This window comes from Streptomyces sp. NPDC007025, from assembly GCF_042869455.1.
Classification (GTDB): Bacteria; Actinomycetota; Actinomycetes; order Streptomycetales; family Streptomycetaceae; genus Streptomyces.
In genome coordinates this window covers 200,102-215,736 of sequence record NZ_JBIAFT010000001.1, presented here as the reverse complement: position 1 = coordinate 215,736, position 15,635 = coordinate 200,102, and the positions used below count along the sequence as shown (strand labels likewise).

16 protein-coding genes are annotated in these 15,635 nt (G+C 69.6%); 15 read left to right on the top strand and 1 reads right to left on the bottom strand.

All coding sequences use genetic code 11. The annotated features are described in order from the left end of the window. Positions 1–91 precede the first annotated feature (91 nt). From ACFYMO_RS00700 to ACFYMO_RS00645, 12 genes are all read left to right on the top strand, one after another. Positions 92–1,951, top strand: a complete 1,860-nt coding sequence (locus ACFYMO_RS00700) for a DNA polymerase (RefSeq protein ID WP_388543300.1) — start codon at positions 92–94, stop codon at positions 1,949–1,951. A 427-nt stretch (positions 1,952–2,378) separates the two neighbouring features. Continuing rightward, positions 2,379–3,704, top strand: coding sequence for a hypothetical protein (locus ACFYMO_RS00695; protein WP_388543298.1), 1,326 nt, complete (start codon positions 2,379–2,381; stop codon positions 3,702–3,704). Between the two features lie 99 nt (positions 3,705–3,803). Further along, on the top strand, positions 3,804–4,211 hold the full coding sequence (locus ACFYMO_RS00690) for a hypothetical protein (protein ID WP_388543296.1): 408 nt from the start codon (positions 3,804–3,806) through the stop codon (positions 4,209–4,211). Positions 4,212–4,332: 121 nt separating this feature from the next. After that, positions 4,333–5,124, top strand: a complete 792-nt coding sequence (locus ACFYMO_RS00685) for a DUF2637 domain-containing protein (RefSeq protein WP_388543294.1) — start codon at positions 4,333–4,335, stop codon at positions 5,122–5,124. Positions 5,125–5,156: 32 nt separating this feature from the next. Beyond that, positions 5,157–5,480 (top strand): hypothetical protein, encoded by a 324-nt coding sequence (locus ACFYMO_RS00680; protein WP_388543292.1) that lies wholly within the window; start codon positions 5,157–5,159, stop codon positions 5,478–5,480. Positions 5,481–5,652: 172 nt separating this feature from the next. Next, positions 5,653–6,057 (top strand): hypothetical protein, encoded by a 405-nt coding sequence (locus ACFYMO_RS00675; protein WP_388543291.1) that lies wholly within the window; start codon positions 5,653–5,655, stop codon positions 6,055–6,057. A 15-nt stretch (positions 6,058–6,072) separates the two neighbouring features. Next, entirely contained in the window at positions 6,073–6,306 is a 234-nt protein-coding gene (locus ACFYMO_RS00670; RefSeq protein ID WP_388543289.1) for a hypothetical protein, read from the top strand. After that, positions 6,303–6,602: a hypothetical protein gene (locus ACFYMO_RS00665; protein ID WP_388543287.1), complete on the top strand. Its 300-nt coding sequence runs from the start codon at positions 6,303–6,305 to the stop codon at positions 6,600–6,602. The genes ACFYMO_RS00670 and ACFYMO_RS00665 overlap by 4 nt, the downstream gene beginning before the upstream one ends. Before the next feature lie 135 nt (positions 6,603–6,737). Beyond that, a complete protein-coding gene (locus ACFYMO_RS00660; protein WP_388543285.1) occupies positions 6,738–7,949 on the top strand; it encodes a hypothetical protein in 1,212 nt (403 codons plus the stop codon). Further along, positions 7,864–8,979 (top strand): Rv2578c family radical SAM protein, encoded by a 1,116-nt coding sequence (locus ACFYMO_RS00655; protein WP_388543283.1) that lies wholly within the window; start codon positions 7,864–7,866, stop codon positions 8,977–8,979. Before ACFYMO_RS00660 ends, ACFYMO_RS00655 begins: the two co-directional genes overlap by 86 nt. A gap of 12 nt (positions 8,980–8,991) precedes the next feature. Further along, on the top strand, positions 8,992–9,390 hold the full coding sequence (locus ACFYMO_RS00650; RefSeq protein ID WP_366771452.1) for a RidA family protein: 399 nt from the start codon (positions 8,992–8,994) through the stop codon (positions 9,388–9,390). A gap of 119 nt (positions 9,391–9,509) precedes the next feature. After that, the gene (locus ACFYMO_RS00645; RefSeq protein ID WP_366771453.1) at positions 9,510–10,094 is read left to right on the top strand and encodes a GNAT family N-acetyltransferase; all 585 of its coding nucleotides are present in this window, start codon (positions 9,510–9,512) and stop codon (positions 10,092–10,094) included. A gap of 85 nt (positions 10,095–10,179) precedes the next feature. Here the strand turns inward: ACFYMO_RS00645 and ACFYMO_RS00640 are convergent, their stop codons facing one another. Next, positions 10,180–10,764: a hypothetical protein gene (locus ACFYMO_RS00640; RefSeq protein ID WP_019359292.1), complete on the bottom strand. Its 585-nt coding sequence runs from the start codon at positions 10,762–10,764 to the stop codon at positions 10,180–10,182. A gap of 359 nt (positions 10,765–11,123) precedes the next feature. Between ACFYMO_RS00640 and ACFYMO_RS00635 the strand changes: the two genes are divergently transcribed. From ACFYMO_RS00635 to ACFYMO_RS00625, 3 genes are all read left to right on the top strand, one after another. Next, the gene (locus ACFYMO_RS00635; RefSeq protein WP_388543280.1) at positions 11,124–12,908 is read left to right on the top strand and encodes a 3-hydroxyacyl-CoA dehydrogenase family protein; all 1,785 of its coding nucleotides are present in this window, start codon (positions 11,124–11,126) and stop codon (positions 12,906–12,908) included. Between the two features lie 101 nt (positions 12,909–13,009). Next, positions 13,010–13,801, top strand: a complete 792-nt coding sequence (locus ACFYMO_RS00630; RefSeq protein WP_366771455.1) for a TetR family transcriptional regulator — start codon at positions 13,010–13,012, stop codon at positions 13,799–13,801. A 202-nt stretch (positions 13,802–14,003) separates the two neighbouring features. Then, on the top strand, positions 14,004–15,533 hold the full coding sequence (locus tag ACFYMO_RS00625) for an amino acid permease (RefSeq protein ID WP_366771457.1): 1,530 nt from the start codon (positions 14,004–14,006) through the stop codon (positions 15,531–15,533). Positions 15,534–15,635: the final 102 nt, after the last annotated feature.

Below are 15,635 nucleotides of genomic sequence, written 5' to 3'. Positions count from 1 at the left end.
ACCTGACAGCGCATGACCGCCCCTGGTCGGGCCCTTCGGGGTCCGGCCTTCGGGCGTGTCAACGCGCTGTCGAGTGAGAGGAGGCGCTTCGATGCGCCACTTCAGCGGGACCCTGAACGGCCAGCCCTGGGACGGCTACGTGGTGGAACGTCCCCAGGACCTCCACGCCTTCCGTGACTGGGTCCAGTACCAGGCCGTGAACCGCATCCCAGTAGCCGTCGACTCCGAGACGTGCGGCCTGAAGATCTACGCCTGGGGGCGTGGGTTTCTCCGCCTGGTCCAGTTTGGTACGGAGACGGAAGCCTGGGCGCTGCCGATCGAGCGCTTCGGCGCATGTGTCGACGCTGCTGTCTGGGCCCTTCAGATTCTGCCCGACCTTACGGGCCACAACTGGGCTGGCTTCGATGCCCAGGTGTTCGACACACGCCTGGGTGTCTCTCTGGAGGACCTCTGCGCGAAGGCCACGGACACGAAGATCCTGGCGAAGCTGATCGACCCCCGTCAACGTCACGAGGGCGGTACAGGGGTGGGCCTCAAGGAACTGTCCGCCCACTACATCGACCCGGACGCGCCGGACACTCAGGACGGCCTGAAGCTTGTGTTCCAGGGCCTGAAGCTGAAGATCGCGGAAGGCTTCGCGAAGATCCCTCTGGACCACCCGACGTACCTGGAGTACAGCCTTCTGGACGTGATCCTGCCATCCAGGCTTCGGCCCCGCCTGGAGGCCACCCTGGAGCGCCTCGGGGTTCCTCAGCGGCTGGTTCAGTACGAACACCGCGTGGCCCGCATCTGCGCCCAGATGCAGCGTGCGGGCATGGTCCTCGACCAGGAGTACACAGAGTCGCTCCGTGACTCCCTCCTGGAGGACGCAGAGGCGCACTCCGCCATCGCTGCCCGGTACGGCGTGACCTCCGTCAACTCTGGCCGCCAGGTCGCCGATGCGCTGCTGGGCATGGGAGAGGTCCTGAAGGAGAAGACGGCCTCCGGCGCCTGGAAGGTCGATAAGGCCGTCCTGATGTCTCTGGCGGACCTGGACCGCGACTGGAAGCCGATCGGCTCCCGCAGAGGGAACCCGTTGGCCGATGCGGTCCTCCGCGCGAAGCGGTCCGGGAAGTGGCGCAGTGCCTACGCGGACAACTTCCTGAGCAACGTTGACGCGGGAGGCCGCATCCACGCGAACGTTCAGTCCATGCAGGCGCGAACGTTCCGGATGTCCGTGACGAACCCTGCCGTCCAGACGCTCCCCAGCTCGGACAAGATGATCCGCCGCGCCTTGCTGGCCGACGAAGGACATGTTCCCGGGTCAGTCGACTTCCAGGCGGTGGAGCTTCGCGTTCTGGCTGCCCTGGCCGATGTGAAGCGCATGAAGGTCGCCATCGCTGCCGGGGAGGACCTCCATTCGTTCACGGCCAGGCTCGTGTTCGGGGAGGGCTTCACGGAGAAGGACCGGAAGGTCTCGAAGAACATCGCGTTCGGCAAGGTTTTCGGTGCCAGAGCCGCGACCGTGGCCCGCCAGTCGGGCGCTCCCCTGGAGGCCGTGCAGCGCGCCATGGCGCAGTACGACCGCGTGTACCCAGAGGTCGGCCTGGCCGCGAAGGACTGGCGGATCGAAGCGTTCAACAACGGCATGGTGGCAACGTCCATCACGGGTCACCGGCTCCCGCTGGACCGCGACCGCACGTACGCCGTGACGAACTACCTGGTACAGAGCACCGCGCGGGACTGCCTGGGCCAGGCGTTGATTCACATGGACGAGCGGGGCCTGGTCCCGTACCTGCGCCTACCTGTCCATGACGAAGTTATCCTTTCGATGCCGAAGGGTGAGGAGAACGAGATCTCCCGCGCCGTGGCCGAATGCATGACCTTCGATCTGAAGGGCGTACCGATCGCGGCGGGCAAGCCGGAGCTTGGTATCCGCTCCTGGGGGTCGCTGTACGGGGCTGACTACTGAGGGTCGGGAACCCGTTGCGCTCCAGAGGCAGGCAACCTGCGAGTCCCTAACCAGGCACAGAGGGTAGGCGCCCCTTTTGTGGCGCCTGCCCTCCCTCTCGCATGTCATCCGAACGGCCCTTCGATGGCTGCGGACCGGTAACGGCCGGTCCTTCAATCCCCAGGCCGCCGGGAGCCCTGTCGTTCCGAAGGAGGATTCCCGGTCTCACCTCTGATTCATCCGTAGATCAGTGACCTACTACGTGCGATCGTAGACCTAGGTAGTTGACGCGACTCAATTGAGTCGCCTACTTTGTAGCTCCCGCTCAGCGGACGGCCCGATCAGCCTCCGATTAGAAGCGGCTTCCTTCCCTATCTCCCTGCGCCCTGGCACCGCCATGTCTCGATCCGGACTGCCCAGGTGCGCGTCCCAGAGAGGACCCCCAGCCATGAGCGCTGTCACCACCCGTGCCCAGGTCATCGGTTCCATCGTCTCCGCCGACGTCACAGACGAGACGCTGGCCGCCGCGAAGGCCGGGGACCGGGATGCCGGAGCTTCGATCCTGGACAGCCTGGAGGACCGCTTCCGCCGCCTGGCGCAGCGCACCGCAACCCAGGCCATCAGCGACGAAAGGGCAGGGCTCCGTGCCGCCTACATCGAAGACTTCATCCAGGACGCGCACCTGGTGGCCTGGGAGTGCCTCCTGAAGTGCCAGGACGAGAGCCTGGACGGCTACTACGCCTACGCCTACGCCACGGCGGAGCGGGAACTGGCCGCCGCTGCCCGCGACATGAAGAACGGCACCGACGACGACCCGGACGGGAAGAAGCTGTTCGGCCTCCTGGTCAAGCACTTCCGGGAACTGGACGCACGCCACTCCATGACGGAGGACGACTACCTGACACTGGCAGAGTCCGCCTGCCAGGACCTTCAGTTCCTGAACGGGTTCCGTGGTGGCGCCTACGGTGGTCGCCGTGGCTCCCTGTCGGCCGACCGGGCCTACGCGGCACGGCTGGCCTACCAGGGATCCATCTCGATTCACACACCGATCGGCAGCGACAGCGAGGGAACCGTCATCGCGGACACCCTGTCGGACCGGTCCTCCGTGGATGACGCTGCCGACACGACCCAGGTCGGGTACCGGCCGTTCCTGTGGACCCAGGCCGTGCGTGCCCTGGAATCGAACCTGTCCGTTCCTCGCGAGGAGTCGGCCCGGAAGAGTGTCTTCACCGCCCTGGACCGGTTCCGGGCTGGCACCGTGACGGAGGAGGATCTGGAGCTGTTCGAGGGACTCCCCTGCCGCTCCGCCTCTGTCGGCTCCGCACTGGGCATGCTGCGGGCCGTCTACACCCAGCGTCAGGAGGGCCCGGCACCGTCGACCGCTGCGAAGCAGGAGGACGCAGCCCTGGGCCGTGGCTCCATCGCTCTGACCGCGCAGCGCGCCATCCTGGAGAAGGCCACGGAGGACGCCGTGAAGCGCGCCCTGGTCCGCCGCGTGGTGGGGATGCTGTCGGACCGACAGGGCTACGTCCTGGCCGCCACGTTCGGGTTCCTGGGGAAGTTCAAGGATGACGCTGCTGTGGCCCGTGCCATGGTCCGCGCCGGGCACGAGGGCATGGACGCGGAGAAGGTCTACAAGACGCGCAGCAAGGCGCGCGCGGCGTTCGCGAAGAAGTGGGCCGACCTGATCGCAAGGTCTGGCGACCAACGTGCCGCCCTGGAGGCCGCTGCCACGAAGGCCGGAGTGGATATGGCGGAAGCCCTGGAGGACTGAGAGAGGTCCTCACCTGAACCCGTGCAGAGGGGCCCCACCCCGGGGCCCCTTTCCCGTTCCAGCCGCCTCACATGGGGCGCCTGATGAGAGGAGATCCCCATGTCCGACTTCGGATCTGTCCTGGAGCCTGAGAACCACGTCTGTGACCACACCTGCCTCCCCTACGCTCCGATTGCCAGCCGGAACCTGGAGAGCATGGAGGAGTCGGAGCACATCGACGCACTGTATGAGGACCTGAACCTGGTCCGCGAACATGCGGCTCTTCTGCTCCTGGCTATCGCGGAGGCCGACGCGGCAATCACGATCCCGGCCAGGACCGCCGCCGCCCTCCTGGACCTGGACGAAGAGGGGCTTCGAGAGGACCTGGGTGGTGCCAACCGGTACTCCCCTGCCGAGATCAGGGACCAGGCCATCCGGGACCAGCGGGAGGACGGCTACGTGGGACGCGCCATGGAGGTGCGTTTCAAGCTGTCGCTGGAAGGTCTCGGCTCCGCCGACCCGGAGTGACGCGCGCTGGCCCCTGCCCTGACTGGGTAGGGGCCTTGCCACTTGACCCGACTCAATTGAGTCACTACTGTCGGACACCCAGCCGACTCAAGTGAGACGGCTGAAGTGAGAGGAGCACTCCGTGAACGCACGTACCCGCCTCACCGTGGCCGCCGGGGCCGTGATCGTAGCCCTTACCGCCGCTGCATTCTGGCTGTCGTACGCACATCTGCACGACGTGGCAGCGACGTACGGCCTGGGTGTATCTCCGGCGCGTGCCTGGGCCTGGCCCGCCACCCTGGACCTCTTCATCGTGGCCGGAGAGATCATGATGCTGGTCGCTGCCCTGAACAAGCGGCGTGACCCCTGGGCGATCTGCCTGACGGTGGCCGGGTCGGTCGGTTCTATCGCGCTGAACGTGCTGGGTGTCGGCCGTGGCGCGGAGGTCCTGGAGTACGTGGTGGCCGCCGTGCCGCCTGCCGCCGCCCTGCTGGCGTTCGGTGCTCTCATGCGGCAGCTTCACACGGCCGTGGCAACGCCTGCCACGGCACCGACGCTGGACGCCATGGACCAGGCCGTGGACCAGGCCGTGGAGTACATCGCGGCAGAGACCGAAGTCGCTGTCACGGCCAGCCAGGAGGTCCAGGAGGTGCCTGCCGAGACTGCTCCGCTGGCGGACGTCGTAGAGGAGCTGGAGTCCCTGGAGGATGCCGTGGAGGTTCAGGAGGAGGTCCCGGAACCGCAGGTCACGGAGGTTCACCGCATCACGGCGAAGCCGACCGTGCAGGACATCGCTGCCGCTGTCGCTGACATCCAGAGCGAGGGGAGCGAGCTGACCGGAAAGGCTTTGGCCGCCTACTTCGGAGTGTCCGACCGCTCCGGCCGCCGCTACCTGAACGACTGGGCCGCTGCCACCTCCACCTCCGCCGCCTGACTCCCCCGTCGCACCGCCGAAAGGACCTCATCATGACCGCCGCTACCTACCTCGGGACCATGTCCGTCCAGGAGTTCCGCCACACGTCAACGCAGGGCTTCTACCTCATCCAGGGGAAGGAGCGCATCGCAACCGCTGTGTACTCCCTCGTGTCCGGCTGGCGCCTCACCTGGAACGTCGGCCAGGGCGAACCCGTCGCGGGGGACTACGCGCTGGACGTTATGACCGAGGCCCTGGACGCCTGGCCGTCCGTGCGCGCCACCATCCAGGAGGAGCCCGCCAACACGGTTCACGTGTCACAGAGCGTGCGCACGGTCAGTACCCCGGCAGGCGGACAGCCTGGCTACCGTCGCTGACAAGTTCGAAGGCCCCTCTCCTGGTCGATGATCCGGAGGAGGGCCTTCACCATTTGTTCACGACTCAATAACGTCCGGGCTGTTCAGTCGTTAACGACTACTCAGCGCAAACCACACCATCTACTCTGGTTACCGCCCCCCACATGGGCCGCAACAGGAACCGGAGCAACGCATGGCTGTCCCAGTTCTCTTCGTATCCCTTCGCGTCTTCGTCCCTGCCTCCATCCCCAACGGCTGGGCCTGGGGACCGTGGACGCATCCCGACCCGGCCGGTATCGAGCGGCTGGCGGAGCTGGCGGAGCTTCCCCGCGTACTCCGCTCCTACGCCAAAGCTGCCGCTGTCCTCCTCCGCCGGAAAGATGCGGACCGCTTCAACGTGACAGCCTTCGGAGGCCGATCGGGAGCCGTCCTGGGCCGCGACCTCTGGTTGTGGAGCACCGATGCAGACGCGTACCGCGCCTTCGAGGAACCGTGGGTCCCGGGGCTGTCGGAGGACCGCCTGGTGACGTCCCAGCCGGTGCCTGCCGTCGGCCCGCTGGCCCCGGATGGTCATACCCACCTCAGGGCTGTCGCGTAGCAGTACGCTCCTGTCATGCGACTGGAGTATCTGATCTTGACGACGTCGGGTCCCGTGGTAGGGGACGAAGAGGTGACCGACCGGGCGCACGCCTGCCAGGTCCTGGAGGACGCCGTGAAGCGTGCGTTCGGCCTGGCTCACGTGGGAGAGCACGCCCGCGCGGTACGGTCCCTCTGTGCGGAAATGCGGCTGGCTGACCTGCCGTTCGTCTTCCGCACAGCAGCGGTTTCCGTCACACTGGGAGCATGAGCCGTTACCAAGTGACGATGCTTCCGGACCGAACGCACTGGGTGATCCTGGACCGGGCCCTGGGCGGATACTGCGCACTGCCGGACGACGCGAAGGACGACCACCCGAACCTCTTGCCGCTGGAGTGGTCATCACGTCCAGCCGCTGAGGCGTGGTTGCGGAAGTGCTTCAGGGCCTGGGGCCTGGGTACTGTCCAGCCGCCGCGCAACTGGAAGCCGGTATCACCGGGGACGTCTCCCTGGATGCTGCCGGACAAGCCGGACCAGCCACCGACCCGGCCGTCATCGTTCTTCTGATCCCAACCCGACTACCCGCAAGGCCCCCGGCTGACTGGCTGGGGGCCTTCGTCATGTGGCCGACTTGACGCGACTCAATTGAGTCGCCTACTCTGGAGCCCTTGCCGGACGGACCGGCAGGAGAGGGGAACCGAAATGGCCACCAGCCGCACCACTCACTACGTTCACGAAGACGGCACCGTCTCCCTGCGCAACTCGAAGACCCGCGTGTACGGCTGGGCTGTGGAGCAGGTCCGGCACCTCCACGCGGAAGCGATCTCCATGAAGTACCGCGCGAAGGCGCTTGTCCGGGACCTGGAGTCCTTCGAGCGTGCCGTGGCCACGGGCCAGATCACCCGGAAGTCGAAGTCCTGGTCCCAGGGCGGCACCTACCAGGACTTTTACGCCGTGGACCCGGAGACGGCGGAGCGGCACTGGCTGGGCGCCCAGGTCGTTAACGCTCAGGGGCAGGTGGAGCGGAGCGCTTTCGACCGGGACGAAGCTGTCGAGAAGGCCCGCACCGCGAAGGGCGACCACGTCCGGCGCGTCCGCCAGGAGGCCCAGGAGCTGGCCGATGGCCCCCGGTTCGCGTACGCCATCGTCCGCTGGTCGGAGCGTCGGGAGAGTGCCGCGAAGGCGCTGAAGGACTTCCGTCGTGAACACGCTGTGTACCGTCTGGTGGAGGCCGTGGAGGGCAAGCCGGAGCTGACCCCGGAGCCTGTCGCTGACACCACCCAGGAGGACCAGACCATGCCGGAGCCGACCAAGGACGACGTCCAGGACACCACCCAGGACCTGGAGCTGACCGAAGCCCAGACGAACGCCATGATCTGGGCCCGCAACCTGGAGTCGCAGGGGCACAACCTGATCAACGGCACGGGTACCAGCGTCGTCACGGTGCGGAAGCTGGCCGCCCTGGGCCTGGTGACCCTGGAGGAGGGTTGGGACAAGCCCTGGGCAGAGGGGTACCGGAAGGCCCGCCGCTCACAGCGGGTCTGGATGGCGACCCTGACGGAGGCAGGCCGCGCCCTGGCCGCCCGCCTGGCCGGAGAGCCTCAGGAGGCCGCCCAGGCGGCCCAGGACGCGCCGGAGGCGGCCCAGGAGCCGGAGGCCCCGGCGGAGCCGCACACGGTCACCATGGAGCACGTCCTGGCAGGCCCTGGCGAGATGGTGACCCGGGCCTGGGTTCACGTTCGCGGAGAGGGCGACCCGGTGGCCCGGTTCGAGTTCCCCGGCGTCCTGAACGTCTTCGATCGCGAGATGCGCGACCTGTTGGTCTCCCGTGGCTGGCGACTGGGCGGGGCCGTGGAGTACCTGGCAGGGTCAAACGCCTTCCGGGCCCCCGTCGTACCGGCCGCCAGGGAGTAGCTGGCTCTCATGCGGGTCTGGTGGGAACTTCGACACCCCCGAGTTCCGGGGGATGACCTTCCACGAGATCCGGGCCCGCACCCTGGTGAACAAGGTGCCCGGCGCCTCGCGCATGCCGTTCGAATGGACGGTGAACCCCTACCGCGGCTGCTCACACGCCTGCGTCTACTGCTTCGCCCGCCGGACCCACAGCTACCTGGATCTCGACCCCGGCGAGGGCTTCGACACCCAGATCGTGGTCAAGGTGAACGCGCCCGAACTGCTGCGCAAGGAACTCAGCAGCCACCGCTGGCGGGGCCAGCACATCGCCATGGGCACGAACGTCGACTGCTACCAGCGGGCCGAGGGGCGGTACCGGTTGATGCCGGGCATCCTCACGGCCCTGCGCGACCACGCCAACCCCTTCTCCCTGCTCACCAAGGGCACCCTCGTGCTGCGCGACCTCGACCTGCTGCGCTCGGCCGCGGCCGTCACGGACGTCGGCGTGTCGGTGTCGGTCGGATTCACCGACGAGGAGCTGTGGCGCACCGTCGAGCCGGGCACCCCGGCACCGCAGCGGCGGCTGGATGTCGTCCGGCGGCTCACGCAGCACGGCATCCCGTGCGGGGTGCTGATGGCACCGGTGATCCCCTTCCTCGGCGACTCCCCCGCACAACTGCGGACCACGGTCCGGGCCCTGGCCGCCGCCGGGGCGACCTCCGTCACACCGCTCGCGCTGCACCTGCGGCCCGGGGCACGCGAGTGGTACTTCCGCTGGCTGCACCAGCACCACCCGCGACTGGTGCGGCACTACGAGGCGCTCTACGCGGACGGTGCTTACGCGCCCAAGTGGTATCAGCGCCGCATCACCCGGCAGGTGCACGAACTCGCCGCCGAGTACGGTGTGGGCCCCGCGGGCCCCGGCACCGCCCGGCGGACGGCGCCACCCGCTCCGGCGGACGGCGGCAGCGACCGAGACGGAGACGGTAGCGGGGACGCCCGTGAGGAGCCGGCGGCGGAAAACCGCTGCACTCAGCTCACCCTGCTCTGAGAGCATGCCGGGATGTCATCGCTCACCCACATCACCGCCCCCGAGGGCCTCGCGCCCGGTAACGGCTACAGCCATGTCGTCCTCGGCGAGGGCAGGTTCATCGCCGTCTCCGGCCAGGTGGCGCTCGACGCGGACGGCGAGATCGTCGGCGCGGGAGATCCCGAGGCCCAGGCGGAGCAGGTGTTCGGCAATCTGCGGCGCTGCCTGGAGGCGGCCGGAGCGGACTTCGGCGACGTCGTGAAGTTCACGTTCTTCGTGACCGACCTGGCCGTCATGCCCGCCCTGCGCACCGTGCGCGACCGGTACCTCGACCCCGGGCGGCTCCCCGCGTGCAGCGCCGTGCAGGTCGCCGGGCTCGTACGGCCGGAACTGCTCATCGAGATCGAGGCGCTCGCCGTGCCCTCGTCCTGACCTGGCCGCCCCGGGCGCAGGGGCACGTCCCATCTGCTGTCGGGTATTCGGCGGCGGGTGGGATGAGACGGCCGGGAAAGGCAGTGCGGACCCGGGGCCCGTGGGAGCACCCTCGGCACATGTGTGTGCGGGAGATGACCGAGGACGACGTCGAAGCCGTGGCCGAAGTGCGGGTGCGCGCTTGGCAGAGCGCGTACCGGGGGCTGGTGCCGCAGCCGTATCTGGACGCGATGTCACCGGCAGCGGAGACGGCGCGGCGACGACGCTTCTTCGCGGCCGGCCGGGGAGTGGTGCGGAACCTGGTGGCCGCGGACGGGGCCGGTGGCGGACAGGTCACGGGATGGGCCGCGGCCGGGCCCCGGCGCACCCAGGGCGACACCCCGCGCCCGGGGCCGCCCGGCGGTGACGGAGAGCTCTATGCGCTGTACGTCCACCCGGACCACATCGGCACCGGGGTGGGCCGACTGCTCATGGCGGCGGTGCTCGAGGACGCCGCCGCGCGGGGCTGCCCGCGGATGTTCCTGTGGGTGCTGGAGGGCAACGCCCGTGCGCGCCGCTTCTACGAGCGGGCCGGCTTCGCCGCGGACGGGCTCACCTCGGCGTTCGAGGTGGGGGGTGCGGAGGTCCCCGAGGTGCGCTACCTCACCGTCCTCGGCGGGTCCCGGGGGCCGGAAGCGGGACCCGGACGACAGGACCGCGGGTAGGTGTGCCGTCCGCGACAGTCCGGGCCGCCGGGGCCGCCGGGGAATCAGCCGGCCGGAGTGGGGTCCGGTCCCGCCCCGCGGCGGCTCAGCCGGGGATCCGCGCCAGAGCCGCCTTGGCGGAGGGGGACAGCCGGTGGTGCCGCGCCGCCGCTTCGAGGACGGGGATGGCGCGCTTGTCGCCCAGGGCACCGAGGCCGACGACGCACGCCTCGGCGATCGGCCAGTAGTGCAGGGGCCCGATCAGGAGGCGCTGGAGCACATTGATCAGGGTGGGCACCGACTCCGGGGCGCGCAGCGCCGTCAGCAGCCGGACCGGGTAGAGCGCGTAGGCGGTGCGCAGTTCGTTGGTGGCCAGGGCCGCCGCCGCTTTGGCCGTGCGGGGGTCGCGCAGCCGCTCCAGGGCCTGGGCGGCGCTGGCGCAGCACACCGGGTCCCGGTAGTTGAGCATGAAGACGAGGGTCTCGAAGGCCCTCCGGTCGCCCGCGCTGCCCAGTGCGAAGGCCGCGATCTCGCGGGCCCACAGGGGCCGTTCGCTCTCCACGAGTACGGCGGCGAGCTGGTCGCGCGCCTCCGTGCTGCGCTGCCTGGCCAGCGTGACCAGGCGTGCGTACTCGACGGGCTCGGCCTCGGGCCGCACACGGTCGATCAGCGTTCGGAACGCGTCGGCCACTCCGGCTCCCCCTTCACATGCTGAGTTCCCCAGCGGTGGAAGTGTTCCTACCCCTGGCTTTATGGTTACCCACGAGTTAAGGTGCTCATCAGAGCGGTATCCCCGCTCAGGCGGTTTGGTGACGCAGCCGCCGAGAGTGACGTCGGTTCGGCAGCGGACCCGGCACGCGCAGGAGCGCGCCGGAGCCGTACGGGCCGCCTCGTGACCGGGCCCCGGGACAGGGCCGCGCAGCGGGGCGTGACCAGTAACTCCCCTGCCCCGCGCGTACGTACGCCCGCGCGCCCGGTAGTGCACGAAACCCTCACCCTCATCACCCGTGCCCCTGTAGGGGCCAGTGTCACACCCTCTGGAGTCCCCTGATGGACCGTCCTCCCCTGCGCACGATCGCCGTCGTCGGCCTCGGCACGATGGGTACCGGCATCGCCGATATTCTCGCCCGCGCCGGGCGTGAGGTCATCGGCATCGACACGAACGAAGCAACCGCTCGGCACGCCGTCGCCGCACTGGAGTCCTCCACGGCGCGCTCGGTGGAGCGCGAGCGGATGACGCAGAGCGAGCGCCGGGACGTGCTGGCGCGGTTCCGCACCTTCACCGGCCTCGCGGCGGCCGCCGAGGCGGACCTGGTCATCGAGGTGGTGCCGGAGGACTACGACACCAAGTGCCAGGTGTTCGCCGAACTGGACACCGTCGTCAAGCCGGACACCGTCCTGGCCACCGGCACCAACGCGCTGTCCGTGACGCGGCTGGCGGCCGACTCCGACCGGCCCGAGCGCGTGCTGGGGCTGCACTTCTTCAATCCGGCGCCCGCCATGAAGCTCGTGGAGATCGTCTCCTCGGTGCTCACCTCACCGCAGGCGATCGCCGCGGTCACCGAGCTGGCGCGGGATCTGGGCAAGGATCCCATCGCGGTCGGTGACCGTCCCGGGTTCGTCGCCGACGGGCTGCTGTTCGGCTATCTGAACCAGGCCGCCGCGATGTACGAGTCCCGCTACGCCACCCGCGAGGACATCGACTCCGCCATGCAGCTGGGGTGCGGTCTGCCGATGGGCCCGCTGGCCCTCCTCGATCTGATCGGGATCGACACCGCACGCACCGTGCTGGCCGCGATGTACGAGCAGTCGCACGACCGGCTGCACGCTCCCGCGCCGATCCTGCGGCAGTTGAGCGAGGCGGGGCTGACCGGCCGCAAGGCGGGCCGCGGCTTCTACACCTACGCGGCGCCCGGCAGCTCGGAGGTGCTGCCCGACGCGCTGACCCCCGACGCGGCGGCCGAACGCGCGCCGGGCCGTCCCGTCGCGGCGGTGGGTGTCGTGGGTTCGGGGACGATGGCCGGGGGTATCGCGGAGGTCTTCGCCAAGGCCGGCTATCCGACGGTGCTGGCGGCGCGCAGCGAGCAGAAGGCGACGACCGCCAAGGAGCGCGTCGCCCGGTCGCTGGAGCGCTCGGTGCGCAAGGGCCGGATGACGGCCGAGGACCGGGACACCGCACTGGCGCTGATCACCCCGGCCGGTTCGCTGGACGCGCTGGGCGAGGCCGACCTGGTGGTCGAGGCGGTGGCCGAGGACCTGGAGGTCAAGCGGCGGTTGTTCGAACGGCTGGACGCGGTCTGCAAGCAGGGGGCGGTGCTGGCCACCACCACCTCCTCGCTGCCCGTGGTGGCCTGCGCCCGCGCCACGGCCCGGCCGCAGGACGTGATCGGGATGCACTTCTTCAACCCGGCGCCGGCCATGAAGCTGGTCGAGGTGGTCAGCACGGTGCTGACCGACCCGCAGGCCCACACCACCGTCCGCGAGGTGTGCCGGAAGGTCCGCAAGCACCCGGTGGACTGCGGCGACCGCGCGGGCTTCATCGTCAACGCGCTGCTCTTCCCCTACCTGAACAACGCCGTGAAGATGGTCCAGGAGCACTACGCCTCGCTGGACGAGATCGACGCCGCGATGAAGCTCGGCGGGGGCTACCCGATGGGGCCCTTCGAACTGCTGGACGTGGTGGGCCTGGACGTCTCGCTCGCGATCGAGCGGGTGCTGCACGAGGAGTTCCGCGACCCCGGGCTGGCGCCCGCGCCGCTGCTGGAACACCTGGTCGCCGCGGGCTGTCTGGGCAGGAAGACGGGGCGCGGCTTCCGCGAGTACGCACGCCGGTGACCGGCGGTATCGCCGGGTGGGGCGGGCTGTTGGAGCCGTCGGCCGGCGGCCTGCCGCACGGCCCGCCCCCCGACCCCGTCACGGCGTGTAGCGTTCCCCACATGCCAGAGCCCGAGAAGAACTCCCGTACGACCGGCCAGCGTGCGAGCGGCGCCGCCACCCAGCGGCTGAGGGTGCGCCGTGAGTTGGCCGCCGCCGCCACGGAGCTCTTCGCCACGAAGGGTTACGAAGCCACCACGGTGGATGAGATCGCGGCCGCCGCGGGTGTGGCCCGGCGCACGTTCTTCCGGCACTTCCGCTCCAAGGAAGAGGCGATCTTCCCGGACCACGACGACACCCTCGTGCGTGCGCAGGCGGTGCTGGAGGCCGCGCCCGCGCACGAGCACCCGCTGGACACCGTGTGCCGGGGCATCAAGGAAGTCATGAAGATGTACGCCGCCTCCCCCAAGGGCAGCGTCGAGCGGTACAAGCTCACCCGCGAGGTGCCCGCGCTGCGGGAGCGGGAGATCGCCTCGGTGGCGCGCTACGAGCGGCTGTTCACCCGCTATCTGCTGGGCCACTTCGACGAGGAGGCGCACCGCGACGGCGTCAGCGGCTACGACGAGCCGCTGCTCGCGGAGGTGGCGGCCTCGGCGGTGGTCACCGCGCACAACCATGTGCTGCGGCGGTGGCTGCGCTCGGGCGCCGAGGGTGACGTGATGACGCAGCTCGACCACGCCTTCGCGATCGTACGGCGTACGTTCGGCACCGGCTTCGGCGCGCACCGCCCCTCCGGTGAGCAGCCCGCGGCATCCGTGGCCCGCCGGGACGAGGTACTGGTGACCGTCGCGCGCACGGACGCACCCCTCGGGGAGATCATGTCCACCATCGAACGCGCGCTCTCCGGGGACTGACCGCCCGCCCCGCGGACCCGGGGCGGCTGCGGGCCGGGCGTCGCCTGCGGAGGGGTTCCGCACCGCCCCCGCACACCCGGTCGTCCGGCCCCGGCCCGCGGGCGAGGGAGTCGGGTGAATTGCGCCCGCGCCCCGCCGCGCGTACCCGCCGCCGGGCCGCCGGGTGGAAACCATGGCGCGAAGGCGACGTGGAGGTGCGGCAGTGTCGGTGGCGCCGGGCGGGAAGAAGAACCCAAGGCAGTGGTTGCGGACCAAGTCCGTCGAAGAGTCGATCATCGACACGGACGACCCCGAGCAGGGGCTGCCCCGCTCGCTGTCGGCGCGCGACCTGACGGTCTTCGGCGTCGGTGTGATCATCGGCACCGGTATTTTCGTGCTGACGGGCCAGGTCGCCAGGACGACGTCCGGTCCGGCGGTGGCCATCTCCTTCGCGGCCGCGGGAGTGGTGTGCACCCTGGCCGCGCTGTGCTATGCGGAGTTCGCCTCCACGGTGCCGGTGGCCGGCTCGGCCTACACCTTCGCGTACGCCTCGCTGGGCGAGCTGCCCGCCTGGATCATCGGCTGGGACCTGGTGCTGGAACTGGCGCTGGGCTGCGCGGTGGTGGCGGTCGGCTGGTCGGGATACGTGCGGTCGCTGCTGGACAGCATCGGCTGGCGGCTTCCCGACTGGCTCTCGGGCACCAGCGACACCGACGGCTTCGGCTTCGACCTGCTGGCCTGCGCCCTGGTCCTGCTGCTGACGGGCATCCTGACGGTCGGCATGAAGCTGTCGGCCCGGGTCACCTCCATCGTTGTGACGATCAAGGTGGGGGTGGTGCTGCTGGTGATCGTCGCCGGGGCGTTCTTCGTCACGGCCGAGAACTACGACCCCTTCATCCCGCCCGCGCAGGGAACCGCGGACTCCACCTCCGGGTTCGCGACACCGCTGATCCAGGTGATGTCCGGCTACGCGCCCACCACGTTCGGTGTGATGGGCATCTTCACCGGCGCCGCTGTCGTCTTCTTCGCGTTCATCGGATTCGACGTGGTGGCCACGACGGCCGAGGAGACTCGCAATCCGCAGCGCGACATGCCGCGCGGCATCCTGGGCTCGCTGATCGTCTGCACGGTGCTGTACATCGCGGTCTCGATCGTGGTCACCGGGATGCGCAAGTACACCGAGCTGACCGTGGACGCTCCGCTGGCCGACGCGTTCAAGGCCGTCGGCGAGCCGTTCTGGGCGGGGCTGATCAGTTTCGGTGCGGCGGTGGGGCTGACGACGGTGTGCATGATCCTGCTGCTGGGCCAGTCCCGAGTGTTCTTCGCGATGAGCCGGGACCGGCTGCTGCCGCCGCTGTTCGCCCGGGTGCACCCGCGGTTCGGCACGCCCTACCGGTCGACGGTGCTGCTGGGGGTGCTCGTCGCCGTCGCGGCGGGTTTCATCCGCCTCACGGAGCTGGCCGAACTGGTGAACATCGGGACGCTCTTCGCGTTCGTGGTCGTGGCGGTGGGGGTGATCATCCTGCGGCGCACCAGGCCGGATCTGCCGCGTGCCTTCCGCACGCCGCTGGTGCCGGCGCTGCCGATCGCCTCGGTACTGACCTCGCTGTGGCTGATGCTGAACCTGCCGTCGGAGACCTGGGCCCGGTTCGCCGCGTGGATGGCACTGGGGGCCGTGCTCTACGCGGGATACGGGCGGCGCCGCAGCCGGGTGCGGCGGGGGGACGAGCCGTCGGCGCACCAGGTGCCCTGACCTGCGAGGCAGTCCTATTTGATCGATCATCGCTCAGATGAGAACGATCCACGCCATGTGAGAATTCACGGCACGCGGTGTCTTGTGTGCTGGCACTGGGTG

What these genes read in the sequence shown, in the direction of transcription:
- ACFYMO_RS00700 (WP_388543300.1), top strand. Translation starts at nt 92, where the DNA reads ATGCGCCACTTCAGCGGGACCCTGAACGGCCAGCCCTGGGACGGCTAC.
- ACFYMO_RS00695 (WP_388543298.1), top strand. Translation starts at nt 2,379, where the DNA reads ATGAGCGCTGTCACCACCCGTGCCCAGGTCATCGGTTCCATCGTCTCC.
- ACFYMO_RS00690 (WP_388543296.1), top strand. Translation starts at nt 3,804, where the DNA reads ATGTCCGACTTCGGATCTGTCCTGGAGCCTGAGAACCACGTCTGTGAC.
- ACFYMO_RS00680 (WP_388543292.1), top strand. Translation starts at nt 5,157, where the DNA reads ATGACCGCCGCTACCTACCTCGGGACCATGTCCGTCCAGGAGTTCCGC.
- ACFYMO_RS00675 (WP_388543291.1), top strand. Translation starts at nt 5,653, where the DNA reads ATGGCTGTCCCAGTTCTCTTCGTATCCCTTCGCGTCTTCGTCCCTGCC.
- ACFYMO_RS00670 (WP_388543289.1), top strand. Translation starts at nt 6,073, where the DNA reads ATGCGACTGGAGTATCTGATCTTGACGACGTCGGGTCCCGTGGTAGGG.
- ACFYMO_RS00665 (WP_388543287.1), top strand. Translation starts at nt 6,303, where the DNA reads ATGAGCCGTTACCAAGTGACGATGCTTCCGGACCGAACGCACTGGGTG.
- ACFYMO_RS00660 (WP_388543285.1), top strand. Translation starts at nt 6,738, where the DNA reads ATGGCCACCAGCCGCACCACTCACTACGTTCACGAAGACGGCACCGTC.
- ACFYMO_RS00650 (WP_366771452.1), top strand. Translation starts at nt 8,992, where the DNA reads ATGTCATCGCTCACCCACATCACCGCCCCCGAGGGCCTCGCGCCCGGT.
- ACFYMO_RS00645 (WP_366771453.1), top strand. Translation starts at nt 9,510, where the DNA reads ATGTGTGTGCGGGAGATGACCGAGGACGACGTCGAAGCCGTGGCCGAA.
- ACFYMO_RS00635 (WP_388543280.1), top strand. Translation starts at nt 11,124, where the DNA reads ATGGACCGTCCTCCCCTGCGCACGATCGCCGTCGTCGGCCTCGGCACG.
- ACFYMO_RS00630 (WP_366771455.1), top strand. Translation starts at nt 13,010, where the DNA reads ATGCCAGAGCCCGAGAAGAACTCCCGTACGACCGGCCAGCGTGCGAGC.